At 54.1% G+C, this 12701-nt stretch carries 11 protein-coding genes; 7 read left to right on the top strand and 4 right to left on the bottom strand.

The window, feature by feature from the left end; translation table 11 throughout:
• Positions 1 to 37: 37 nt before the first annotated feature.
• Entirely contained in the window at positions 38 to 502 is a 465-nt protein-coding gene (gene nrdG / locus ACMGF7_RS05505) for an anaerobic ribonucleoside-triphosphate reductase-activating protein (RefSeq protein ID WP_075685167.1), read from the top strand.
• 183 nt (positions 503 to 685) lie between these two features.
• On the opposite strand, the gene ACMGF7_RS05510 is transcribed toward nrdG, so the two are convergent.
• The 4 genes from ACMGF7_RS05510 to ACMGF7_RS05525 all read right to left on the bottom strand — a co-directional run bounded on the left by ACMGF7_RS05510 (position 686) and on the right by ACMGF7_RS05525 (position 7985).
• The gene (locus ACMGF7_RS05510) at positions 686 to 2296 is read right to left on the bottom strand and encodes an LA2681 family HEPN domain-containing protein (RefSeq protein WP_021504225.1); all 1611 of its coding nucleotides are present in this window, start codon (positions 2294 to 2296) and stop codon (positions 686 to 688) included.
• A 12-nt stretch (positions 2297 to 2308) separates the two neighbouring features.
• Entirely contained in the window at positions 2309 to 4423 is a 2115-nt protein-coding gene (locus ACMGF7_RS05515) for a hypothetical protein (RefSeq protein ID WP_420286385.1), read from the bottom strand.
• 41 nt (positions 4424 to 4464) lie between these two features.
• Complete coding sequence (locus tag ACMGF7_RS05520) at positions 4465 to 6378, bottom strand: NACHT domain-containing protein (RefSeq protein ID WP_420286386.1); 1914 nt, start codon at positions 6376 to 6378, stop codon at positions 4465 to 4467.
• A 548-nt stretch (positions 6379 to 6926) separates the two neighbouring features.
• Positions 6927 to 7985: a permease gene (locus tag ACMGF7_RS05525; RefSeq protein WP_420286387.1), complete on the bottom strand. Its 1059-nt coding sequence runs from the start codon at positions 7983 to 7985 to the stop codon at positions 6927 to 6929.
• A 227-nt stretch (positions 7986 to 8212) separates the two neighbouring features.
• Here ACMGF7_RS05525 and phnF point away from each other — a divergent pair, with 227 nt between their 5' ends.
• From phnF to phnK, 6 genes are read left to right on the top strand one after another with little or no spacing between them, the layout of a single operon-like run.
• The gene (gene phnF / locus ACMGF7_RS05530; protein ID WP_015376439.1) at positions 8213 to 8941 is read left to right on the top strand and encodes a phosphonate metabolism transcriptional regulator PhnF; all 729 of its coding nucleotides are present in this window, start codon (positions 8213 to 8215) and stop codon (positions 8939 to 8941) included.
• Positions 8942 to 9385 (top strand): phosphonate C-P lyase system protein PhnG, encoded by a 444-nt coding sequence (gene phnG, locus ACMGF7_RS05535; protein WP_406889379.1) that lies wholly within the window; start codon positions 8942 to 8944, stop codon positions 9383 to 9385.
• A gap of 3 nt (positions 9386 to 9388) precedes the next feature.
• On the top strand, positions 9389 to 9970 hold the full coding sequence (phnH, locus tag ACMGF7_RS05540; RefSeq protein ID WP_197798747.1) for a phosphonate C-P lyase system protein PhnH: 582 nt from the start codon (positions 9389 to 9391) through the stop codon (positions 9968 to 9970).
• Positions 9970 to 11055, top strand: coding sequence for a carbon-phosphorus lyase complex subunit PhnI (locus ACMGF7_RS05545; protein ID WP_197763692.1), 1086 nt, complete (start codon positions 9970 to 9972; stop codon positions 11053 to 11055). The genes phnH and ACMGF7_RS05545 overlap by 1 nt, the downstream gene beginning before the upstream one ends.
• On the top strand, positions 11048 to 11908 hold the full coding sequence (locus ACMGF7_RS05550; protein WP_004933420.1) for an alpha-D-ribose 1-methylphosphonate 5-phosphate C-P-lyase PhnJ: 861 nt from the start codon (positions 11048 to 11050) through the stop codon (positions 11906 to 11908). The genes ACMGF7_RS05545 and ACMGF7_RS05550 overlap by 8 nt, the downstream gene beginning before the upstream one ends.
• Positions 11908 to 12696 (top strand): phosphonate C-P lyase system protein PhnK, encoded by a 789-nt coding sequence (gene phnK, locus ACMGF7_RS05555; RefSeq protein WP_197763691.1) that lies wholly within the window; start codon positions 11908 to 11910, stop codon positions 12694 to 12696. The genes ACMGF7_RS05550 and phnK overlap by 1 nt, the downstream gene beginning before the upstream one ends.
• Positions 12697 to 12701 lie beyond the last annotated feature (5 nt).

Consider the following 12701-nt stretch of genomic DNA (forward strand, 5'->3'; position numbering starts at 1 on the left):
AAATGGCCAGTAAAATAGCCTGATGGGCAGGCCTCACATGAATTATCACCAGTACTACCCGATCGACGTGGTCAACGGCCCCGGCACCCGCTGCACGCTGTTTGTCGCCGGCTGCGTGCACCAGTGCCCCGGTTGCTACAACAAAAGCACCTGGCGGCTCAACTCCGGCCAGCCGTTTACCCCGGCGCTGGAAGACCGCATCATCGCCGATCTGAACGATACGCGCGTGCCGCGCCAGGGGCTGTCGCTCTCCGGCGGCGATCCGCTGCATCCGGCCAACGTGCCGAGCATCTTAAAGCTGGTGAAACGGGTGCGCGCCGAGTGCCCCGGCAAGGATATCTGGCTGTGGACCGGCTACCGGCTGGCGGAGCTGGACACGCAGCAAATGCAGGTGGTGGACAGGATCAACGTGCTGATCGACGGCAAGTTCGTGCAGGATTTGAAAGACCCGGCGCTGATCTGGCGCGGCAGCAGCAACCAGGTGGTGCATAGGTTGCGATGAGTTAACGGTACGTGTGTCGACATGTGTTAATCCAAAGTCGGCATGATACGGCTACGGCACAGAGCTAAACCTGATCTGATAGGCGGCTTTGTGCCAAAAGCGGAAGCTGGAGTGCCAAAGACTCTCTAATAGTGGATGGGTAGTTTTGCAGGGGTGTTTACATAGCGCTTCGCTTGCTGCCTTTTACTTAGGCTCTGACGAATACTTTCTCATATGCAGTTCATTGGTAATATAAGGAACATTCTCTTTTTTTTGTTTCTTACCTTCATGTCTAACCATAAAAGCAAATGAAAATATTGCTGAACGGGTAATCTGAATCAACTGACCGAAATGGTGAATAAACTCATCCTCTTTGATAAAAAGAATATCTTTAATCAATTTATAAGACTGATAAAGATCTTCTGCTTTATCACTTTTATGTACCACCAAAAATTTATGCTCTAGACCATTTCGCCACTCTTTATAAAAAGCCAATTCGCCACCTTTATTTTTATTCAGGTCAGTAGCAATGCTGTACAATGCTAAAAGTCCAGGTGACTTTATATCTTCAAACCGTTGTCTTCTGTTATCAACGTCTAACTGCCAGAAGCTTTGAAAATAGATATTTTTCTGTAACCCACCCTTCTTTGCAGGTGGATAAACTTTGTGAAGTTCACAGATACATAACGCAATCTTATCGAGAATACCAAAGCAGAGACGAAATGCCGTTCTGATCTTCTCAATATCAATTCCTAAGATCTCGTCATTATGTAACTCCAGAAAATGGCATTCTTCTTTGATAGCATCCGTATCCTGAGGATAAAGGTAATCAAAATAGAGATGGCGGGCAAGTGAAAACTCCGATTTAAAGCGGTTTAATGCCATCTCCATTGGAATAATAAAATCACCGGTTACACCAGAAGAAGAGATGACAAGATCATCGGTGGCACTCCCCACGCAGGGGCAATAAAGACCGTGCTCGGACAGCGTCAGATAATTTATTAGGCAGAATTGCCTATATGCACTTAATGCGCCAAACTCCTGTTGCGTGAGCATGTCATCATGCTCGTCCGTTTCGCCGTCTGCTGATACACATTTTTCTATTTTATCGTTCATTTGTGCTATACGACCAAGATAAAATGATTCCCATTGTGGAGGAATTTTTTTGGAAACAGATGCATTAATATAACCTTTTCGTATCTCCTTCAGTTGCTTAATGGAGTATGAAGATGAAACAAGGTTTAGCTCAATGAGCGCGGCAGAACGATTGACCCAAGACTGTGGTATATCTAATCCCTTGCGATTAGTGAGATCATAATATCTCAGTGCCTCACTCAGCCTAAATTGGCTTCTTAGCGAATTGGCCAGATTAACGGACAGTTCCGCCTGAAACTCTTCGCTCTCTTGTGAGGAGAATCTAAAGGCTCGCCAGTAGATGTTTTTTAACGAAACAAGTTCTTCTATTGACTGGAATGTGTGGTCGTGAGGATTATCGACACTTATCTTATTAGACAAGGCATTACCATAATTATAATAAAAATGGCTCTCTCCTTGTACATGTGCTAATGCTTCCTTGTTATCATCCATCAGCTTAAAACCAAGCTCTGCTGCATTTTTATGGTTGCTCATTTGCCCAATATCAACAAGACTGCCAGCCACATTCCCCAGCACAATAAAATAATTTTCACCTTTGACCGTTATTTTCCCCAGTTTTTCCAGGAATACAACGGATTGCTGGTATGCCAGGTCAAAATCACCACAATCAACCAGTCGGTGAATATTGAGACTTTCATCTACAAGTTCTTTTGTAATCATGATCCACTTTCCTTACATAGATGATTTTTGCGTTTCAATAGTCGAATTAGCCTCACCTGATACGTCAATTACTATCGCAGACAGGCGGTTTCGCTTAACCATTGGCACAGCTTCATTAAGAATGTCCTCCATTGTCGTGGCGTTTACTGGGGGTGGTGTGTCTTTCTCCGGGCGAGGGATAGCGTTTGGTCGAGAAGCACCAAACCAGAACACAAGATAGATGCCGTAGCCTGCGGCATCGGGATTGGTAGTATAAAGTTGGTCAAGTTGCTCGTTAAGTGCTCTCCAGACGTCCCGGTGATAATCACGCTTTATCTCAATGGGGATCTTTATTCCTGGAAGTGAAATGATGATATCAGCCCTTTTACTCGAAACCATGTGGCCTTCTGGCTCACAGATTATTTGTAACGGATGGAGTCGTGCTCTAAGCAGCTCCAGGAAAAAATTCCGACAGCTCTCTTCAGGCTTAGGCACTAAAATTTGACCATTGCCATTCTCATTCCAGAACTGTTTATAAATATCGGTATTTTCATAAGTAATTCGGTTAGCGATATCCCGCAAATGATCTAACAATAACTCATAGAGATCCATTACATTCGCTGGGGTCTGATTTTTAAGCGTATTCAACGCTTGCTTCCAGTTAGTGTGTTGAAACTGTGATTCCCGATACCGCACCTTCTGGTTGCTTTGGGCGTGCAAGAGATAATCCCGGTAACTTGTACATTCTGGCAGTAATAATAAACGTTCAAATACTTCACCGGCATCGTATGAGGAAAAAGAAGAAACGTCATCAATCAATCTTTTGATAAAATCAGCATACTCCCAATTGTTTGCTGAGTTAGAGTCGTTTCTTGCAACGCGATCTGCATTAGGAAAATGAGTAGCAGAGACAGTGATGATCGCTTCCAATTGTGTTAGTGATAAACGCTGCTCACTACTGCCACGGCCTCTTTTCGCCTTACCTGATAGTTGACGAAGGAGCGCTATCATTTCCGGCGCGGATTTTGATTCAGATAAAAATAAATCCTGACACTGGTTTGGAACGAATAAATAAGTACATACCAGCCAAATTTGATAACTTGGATTTTTGAGTTTTGAGGGTTGCGCTACCATCAACTCAGATAACTGCAATAACTCTGCATGACTCTCAGGATGCGCTAACAACCACTCCACCAGGTTTTGTAAGTGGAGAACATCATCAGGGTGCTCTTTAGCGAGTCTCATAACTAAAGGAACGGTATAGTCGATTGGAATGCAGGTATCATTTAACAGATAGTTAAGTGCACGGATATGTTGCAACTGATTACTAATGCAGAAATTGATAATGTGGTAATAGGTTTTGATGAAAAATGCTGTTTTGTTAAGTATCACATCCCTTTTCCACGGTAATGAATAATCACTTACAACATTATTGTCTTTGGTGAAAAGTGCTAATATAACATCCAGAGTCAATAGCGTTGTTAATAAACCTTCGTTCCATTGTGTAACATCAGGATGTTTTTTAAATAACTCATCGCTTCCTGCCAGTACTGCATACCACCATCCGTAATACTCCCTCTTCAGCAAAGCACAATTCAACTCGTCAATAGTGGGCAGATCTGAACGATTTAAAATCGCTAAAAGACCGGATATCGCATCAATGACGTTTTCGGCACCTAATATGTCTTCACAGCGCTGCACTGGCGTCAATTTGTCATCAACATAGCTGTATTTCGAATAGTAAATATAGGAAATATGTTTGAGCCACCCCAAATGTTGGCCCGACACAATTTCCTGACGACATAACTCGAAACTGTGCCTATCTTCATAACGCGCCGCGTTTCGTTCTTTCTCATACGCTATTTGTCTAATATTATGTTTTACTCGCCAATCGTCAATCTCGCAGACGATGGAGGTCTCAAACACAGTCGTCAACTTTACATTTAAATGGCAGTACGCGGAAAGAAACTCAAACGCTTCTTGGGATGGCTTGGCACATCGGTAAAGGACCGCAAATGTCAGTCGATAAATACATTCAGTTTTATCTGAACCAGCCTCAGCATGGGATAAATAGTGGATAAAACGAGCCAGCAAAAGCTCATCAGGGACAAGATGAAAGGTGCTTTCAGTAAATTCATGTAAGAACAAGTATCGAGTATCATGGCGTGTAAATGAGAGAATGGCGGCATCTATAATATCTTCATATTGCCAGCTACGATTTTTATCTCATGAACGATAGATTTCTGCAAATCATCATAACTGCGATAGTGGTGATAACGGGAGTAGCTATAGAACGTTTTTAGGCACAACCATATCTGATCCGCACTATAATTACTATCCTTGCTCAGTATGTGCAATAAGCCAGCTTCGAGAAAATGCACAATTTCATATTGATTCTTAGGTGAGGAATCCCAATCTTTACTGTGATCGTTATGGTACTGTTCAAGACACTCAAATATAGCGAGCAGATCAGCTGTCGGTACAATATCATTCAGTCGCCATAATGCGCCTATCGGCAATCGCTCACTGGTTATGTTTAATGTATCAACCAGCAGTTGTGCTATATCCTGCGGTGTAAAGTAATCTTTATAAAGCAACTGAATGATATGGTTACGCAACCGGATGCTATCGTGATTTTTGTCTTTTAACTCCGCAAATAAACGCACCGAAAATTTCTGGCCAGGTACTCCAAAATGGATTAATGCTGTTATTGCTTCTTCTTTTTCCGCATACGAGGAATCCTCTGATTTGACAATATTGATTAAGTCATCACTCAATGCGACTATCGGTGTTGTTACCGATAAGGATTCCAAAACGATCATGCGCAGAGAAAATGACGAATGAGGATCGCGGATTATCTGTCGTAACAGAGTTTCCATTTCTACTGTCGCAAAGCCATTCAGATATGAATTGAGACCGTGATTTCTAAACCAGGGATCACGTTCTGAAAGTTTTGACAGCGCCACAAGTAGATTTTGTTTTTCCGCTATCGGTAATGAAGCTGCATCGCCATAGGTCAGAACGCCATAAGGATCGGCTTCAATGAATACCTGGGCGTATTGCGGTAAAAAGACCGCTAGCCATGCGTGTAAACCTCTCAATTCTGAAGACGGATACCCCTCAAATCCCAGCATACTTCTCAAACGCCCCATGGGTAGCCCTTTGTCAACGATCCCGGCTAACCATTTTGCCGCTAAATACTCAGCAATTGTCCTGTGGCTGTACTCAACAGTTTCAAGCTCATCTCCGGCAGAAAAAACCCGCCTCGATAACGCCGCTCTAATTATTTCATGTGAGAAGAACGAGATGGTTCTGTAACTGGGGTATTCTGGTCGGATATCGTTCGGAAGTAGAGAAACCCCGGAAACATCACTCAATATGCGCAACGCGCAAATTGATCCAGCAGGATACTCTAATTCGTCGCAGGTATAAATTCCTGAAGTTAGCCGCGTATGCTCTTGGCTATGTTCAGTTAAAAGGAACTGTGTCGCAGAGTGGAAAAGTTCAGACCTTGTTCGGGGCCAGTTTCCTTCTTTAACGGCTTCAGCCAGCATTAGCAGATTTTGTGGGTTGTAAAGAAATTCGCTGGCATCATGTTTTTCTGCTTCAGCCAGAAACGCTTCGGGGTGTTCTACACCATTAGCTTGTAGAATTGCAGTTTGCTCTTCTTTTGAGAGTGACTGCAAATGTAAAACAACATAGCCTCCCGTCTGCTCAAAATAGGGTAAAAATGCTGACAAGTCTGATTCGCCTAACCAATCTTGAGAGCGACAAGAAATTCTGACATTTTGTGGCGTTTGGGAAAAAAGCCTACGGACGATGTCATCTACAACGTCACTACTGTTACTGGCACTCCTCTTCTCATCTAATGCATCGATGAACAACGTTTTCTGATTATCAATAGGTACGCCACTTAAGAAGTGACGTACTGTCAGATATTTTGCCTCTTGCAATGCCGCAAACTGTTTGAAGAGGTGCGTTTTTCCAGCACCAGGATCACCAAGCAGTACAATATTCGGAAAGTGAAAATAATCACTAAATACCACAGTTTGGGTATCTTTTTCCTGCAGAGGATAGATTTGCCTGACTTGCCTGGTTAGCATTATATAGGTTCCTGAGTATCTATTTTTGTTCTACCAAATCTGTATGGCAGGTTTTACTCCAAATTTATCATAGACTTTCAGCCGATACAGTAAACCATCTAACCCACCATGGTTGCTATGATGTCACGTTTTGGTTTACATGACAGACTCATAGTGAGCAGAACTGGCTGCTAGGACGTCGAGTGCTGATACCATTCAAACATTGATAGGATCCGGGATGACGCTGGCTCCGTTACATGGACTGCATGTCGCTCAAAACTGACGACCTGTGACCTACTCCCCGTAGAGACCGTCAGCCCAGCCCTAAACCACTCCTAAACATCCCCACCGATAACGTTCCCGGATTTTCGCCTTAAATGTAGCCATTCGTTTTTCTACCTCCGAATGGCTTATATAAACCGCGGTGCCGTTTCTCAAACGTTCAAGGGCGGCATCCACCCTTTCACGCAGCGCTTGATCCAGGAACATCGCCTCTACGTGCATTTCGGGTTTATTCCGCGGTTCCATTTCCATCTCCTCCCTTGAGACAGCATCGGGCCACTCATCAGTTACACCAACCCCATCCCCACCACGCCGGTCAGCACGCCGCACAGCGCCACCAGCGCCGCCGTCAGGCACAGCGCCCGGGCGGAGAAGGCCTTGTTGAGCATCAGCAGCGAAGGCAGGCTGACCGCCGGTAGGGTCATCAGCAGCGCCAGCGCGGGGCCGGCGCCCATGCCCGCCAGCATCATGGTCTGCACGATCGGGATCTCCGCCGCGGTAGGGATAACAAACAGGCAGCCGACGATCGCCAGGCCGATGATCCACAGCAGGCTATTGTCGACGGCGCCGTCGGCGTGCGGGAACAGCCAGACCCGCGCCGCGCCCAGCGCCAGCACCGCCAGCACGTAGATCGGGATGGTCGACCAAAACAGCGCCCACAGCGCTTTGCCCCAGCGGGCGAGGAACGGCTGCTCGTCGTTCTGCGCCATCATCATCACCGGCGGCTGCGGCGCGGCGGGCTGCGGATCGTTGGCGGTCACGCGCTGCACCAGCCAAGCGATGCCCAGCACCATCACCACGCCCGCCACCAGGCGGATGGCGGCGAACGGCCAACCGAGCACAAACCCCATAAACACCAGCGTCGCCGGGTTCAATACCGGGTTGGCGAGCCAAAAGGCCAGCGCGGCACCGCTGGACACCGACTGGCGGCGCATGCCGGCGGCGACCGGCGCGGCGCAGCAGGTGCACATCATGCCCGGCAGCGCGATCAGCGCCCCCAGCACGGTGCCGGAAAAACGCCGGTGGCCGAGCGTGCGCGCCAGCCAATCGCGCGGGATCAGCACCTGCACCAGCGAACCTAACAGCACCCCGAGCAGCGCCGCCTTCCACACCGCGGTGAAGTAGACCAGCGCGTACTGCCAGGCCGCCAGCCAGGGGCTCGCGGCGCCGTCGGCCAGGATCGATTTGCCGATCGAGTGGCTGTCCGCCGCCACGAAGGCCTTGCCGTAGTAAGGCTGCCATTTGACGTAGTAGAGGCCAACGGCCACCACCAGCAGAAACAGGATCGGTTTCCACAGCGGCCAGGCGCGTGGGGCGTGTTCAGGGGCGTTCAGAGGTTGCGGCATGGTAGCGGCCAGAGTCAGTCAACAGTGGCGCCAGCATAGCGCGCCGCCGCCGCTCGTGCACGCCTGGGCTGTCCTAAATAGTTCATCTGTTCGCCACCGAGGCGTAACGCGATTGTCATCTGCGCCCGTCACCATGATGCCAACTTGAAAACCACAGGGTAGACGCCCGATGAAACGCACCGCTTCCGCCTTCATCGCACCGCCATCGGCATGACGAGGTTTTTATTATGATGGAGTTATCTAGACATCCGACCACTTACCCCACCCGCTATCAGCAGATCGCCGCGCAGCTGGAACAGGAGCTGCGCACGCAGTACCGCTGCGGCGACTACCTGCCTTCTGAACAGCAGTTGGCCGAGCGCTATCAGGTCAATCGCCACACCCTGCGCCGCGCGGTGGATCAGCTGGTGGAGCGCGGCTGGCTGCAGCGCCGCCACGGCGTCGGCATTCTGGTGCTGATGCGGCCTTATGACTACCCGCTGCACGCCAACACCCGCTTCAGCCAGAACCTGTTCGAGCAGGGCAGCCACCCCACCAGTGAGCGCTTACTCGCTGTCTTGCGCCCGTGCAATGGGCATGTCGCCAGCGCGCTCTCGCGTGAAGAAGGCGAAATGGTGATCCACCTGCGCACCCTGCGCCGGGTCAACGGCGTGCCGATGAGCGTGATCGACCACTATCTGCCCGATCTGGACTGGTGGCCGGCGCTGCAGCAGTTCCACAGCGGTTCGCTGCACCAGTTTATCGAACAGCACCTGCAGCAGCCGCTGACCCGCCGCCAGACGCGCATCAGCGCGCGCCGCGCGCAGGCCAAAGAGAGCCGGCTGCTGGAGATCGCCACCCACGCGCCGCTGCTGTGCGTGCGCACCCTTAACGTCCGCAGCGGCGGCGAAGACGTGGCGGAATACTCCGTCAGCCTGGCCCGCGCCGACATGATTGAACTGACGATGGAGCACTGAATGCACGCCTTAGAGTCGAGACAACGCTGGATGTCGGTGCTGGCGCACAGCCGGCCCGAGCAGCTGCGCAGCCACTGGCTGGCGCTGAACCTCAGCCCGGGTTACCGCAGCATCCGCGCGCCGGAGATCGGCCTGGCCCAGCTGCAGGGGCGCATGGGCGCCACCGGCCGCCGCTTCGTGCTGGGGGACATGACGGTCACCCGCGCGGTGGTGCAGCTGGACAACGGCGGCTACGGCTACAGCTATATCGCCGGGCGCGACAAGGCGCACGCCGAGCTGTGCGCGCTGGCCGATGCGCTGCTGCAACAGCCGGAACACGGCGAACACCTGCAACAACAGCTGATCGCGCCGCTGGCCGCGCTGCAGCACGAACAGCGCCAGCTGCGCGCCCGGGCGATCGCCGCCAGCCGGGTGGACTTCTTTACGCTGGTGCGAGGGGATTAAGCCATGAGTTTATTGACCGGTTTTGAGCAACCGATAGACCAATCGCAGCACGCTTTCCGTTTGATTCTTAAAGCCTTAAGCGAACCGGGCCATCGGGTGACGCTGCCGGCCGGCCCGGCCTGGGCGCCGCTGAACGCCGCCAGCACCGCCGCGCTGCTGACGCTGGCCGATCAGGAAACGCCGCTGCAGCTGTGTGCGGCGCTTAAAAGTGAGCAAGTGCTAACAAACATTCGTTTTCACAGCGGCGCGCCGCTGGCCGCCACGGCGCAGGAGGTCTGCTTTGCCCTGTTCGATGAGCACGTTCAGGCCGCCGATCTGCAGGCGTTGCCGCACGGCACTGAAATCTCGCCGGAATGCGGCGCTACGGTCATCGTGCAGCTCGGCGAGCTGGAGAACGGCGCCGCGCTGCGCCTGACCGGCCCCGGCATCGAGAGCCAACGCCTGATCGCGCCGCGCCTGCCGCCGACGCTGCTGGATTACCTGGTCAACCGCCCACAGCGCTTCCCGCTGGGGCTGGATATTTTGCTGACCTGCGGCGATCGCCTGCTGGCGATCCCGCGGACCACCCGCGTGGAGGTGTGCTGATGTACGTAGCGGTAAAAGGGGGCGAAAAAGCCATTGAGGCCGCCCATCAGCTGCAGGAACAGCTGCGGCGCGGCGACGAGGCGCTGCCGGCGATCGGCGCGGAACAAATCGAACAGCAGCTGGGGCTGGCGGTGGATCGGGTGATGACCGAAGGCGGCATCTACGATCGCGAGCTGGCGGCGCTGGCCATCAAACAGGCCAGCGGCGATCTGGTGGAGGCGATTTTCCTGCTGCGCGCCTATCGCACCACCCTGCCGCGCCTGGCGGTCAGCGAGCCGCTGGCCAGCGAAAACATGCGGCTGGAGCGGCGCATCTCGGCGGTTTACAAGGACTTGCCCGGCGGGCAGGTGCTGGGGCCGACCTACGACTACACCCACCGGCTGCTGGACTTCGCGCTGCTGGCGGAAGGCGAAGCGCCGCGTGCGCCGCAGGCCGACGAACCGCTGCCGGACAACTGCAGCCACGTGTTCGATCTGTTGTGTCGCCAGCAGCTGGCGCGGGAGGAACAGGACGACGGCAGCGCGCCGGACGACATCACCCGCAACCCGCCGGCCTACCCCTGCTCGCGCTCGGCGCGCCTGCAGCAGCTGGTGCGCGGCGACGAAGGTTTTCTGCTGGCGCTCGGCTACGCCACCCAGCGCGGCTACGGCCGCAACCACCCGTTCGCCGGCGAGATCCGCACCGGCCACGTTTCGGTGGAGATCGTGCCTGAAGAGCTCGGTTTCGCCATCGATATCGGCGAAATCCTGCTGACCGAGTGCGAAATGGTCAACGGCTTCGTCGATCCAAAAGACCACCCGCCGCACTTCACCCGCGGTTACGGGCTGGTGTTCGGCCGCGCCGAACGCAAGGCGATGGCGATGGCGCTGGTAGACCGCGCATTGCAGAGCCCCGACTACGGCGAAGGCGTCGCCGGCCCGGCGCAGGACGAAGAGTTCGTGCTGGCCCACGCCGACAACGTCGAGGCCGCCGGCTTCGTCTCCCATCTCAAGCTGCCGCACTACGTCGACTTCCAGGCCGAACTGGAGCTGCTCAAGCGGCTGCGACAGGAATACAGCGAGCGTCAGGAGGCCCGCGATGAGTGAAGTATTGACCGGCTATAACCTCGGTTATCTGGACGAACAGACCAAGCGCATGATCCGCCGCGCCATCCTGAAGGCGGTGGCGATCCCCGGCTATCAGGTGCCGTTCGGCGGCCGCGAGATGCCGATGCCCTACGGCTGGGGCACCGGCGGCATTCAGCTCACCGCCAGCGTCATCGGCCGCGCCGACGTGCTGAAGGTGATAGACCAAGGGGCCGACGACACCACCAACGCGGTGTCGATCCGCCGCTTCTTCCAGCGCGTCGCCGGGGTGGAAACCACCGAACGCACGCCGGAGGCCACGCTGATCCAGACCCGTCACCGCATTCCGGAAACGGCGCTGCGCGAAGACCAGATCCTGATCTATCAGGTGCCGATCCCGGAGCCGCTGCGCTTTATCGAACCGCGCGAAACCGAGACCCGCAAGATGCACGCGCTGGAGGAGTACGGCGTGATGCAGGTGAAGCTGTATGAAGACATCGCGCGCTACGGCCATATCGCCACCACCTACGCCTACCCGGTGAAGGTCAACGATCGCTACGTGATGGATCCGTCGCCGATCCCGAAATTCGACAACCCGAAAATGCACATGATGCCGGCGCTGCAGCTGTTCGGCGCCGGGCGCGAGAAACGCATCTACGCCCTGCCGCCATTCACCAAGGTGGAGAGCCTGGACTTCGACGACCATCCGTTCAGCGTGCAGCAGTGGGACGAACCCTGCGCGCTGTGCGGCTCGCGCCACAGCTACCTGGACGAGGTGGTGCTCGACGATCGGGGCAACCGCATGTTCGTCTGTTCGGACACCGACTACTGCCGGCAGCAGCTGGCGCAATCTTCGCAAGAGGCGCAGCACTGATGACTTCCACCCCTTTGAGCACCACTCCGCTGCTGTCGGTGAACCAGCTCACCCACCTGTACGCCCCCGGCAAGGGCTTCAGCGACGTGTCGTTCGACATCTACCCCGGTGAAGTGCTGGGCATCGTCGGCGAATCCGGCTCCGGCAAAACCACGCTGCTGAAGTCAATCTCGGCGCGGCTGGCGCCGCAGCGCGGGCAGATCCTTTACCGCCCGCAGGCGGACCAGGAGCACGACCTGTACGCCATGGCGGAGAGCGATCGCCGCCGCCTGCTGCGCACCGACTGGGGCGTGGTGCACCAGCACCCGCTCGACGGGCTGCGGCCGCAGGTCTCCGCCGGCGGCAACATCGGCGAGCGGCTGATGGCCATCGGCCAACGCCACTATGGCGACATTCGCCGCCAGGCCGGCCAGTGGCTGGAAGACGTCGAGATCCCACTGTCGCGCCTCGACGATCTGCCGACCACCTTCTCCGGCGGCATGCAGCAGCGGCTGCAGATCGCCCGCAATCTGGTCACCCACCCCAGGCTGGTGTTTATGGATGAACCGACCGGCGGGCTGGACGTGTCGGTGCAGGCGCGCCTGCTCGATCTGCTGCGCAATCTGGTGGTGGAGATGCAGCTGGCGGCGGTGATCGTCACTCACGATCTCGGCGTGGCGCGGCTGCTGGCCCACCGCCTGCTGGTGATGAAACAGGGCGAAGTGGTGGAGAGCGGCCTGACCGACCGGGTGCTGGACGATCCTCACCACCCCTACACCCAGCTGCTGGTTTCTTCGGTGCTGTCGTAACCCAA

Origin of the sequence: Serratia sp. BNK-17 (genome assembly GCF_048684935.1) — a bacterium.
GTDB lineage: Bacteria > Pseudomonadota > Gammaproteobacteria > Enterobacterales > Enterobacteriaceae > Serratia > Serratia nematodiphila.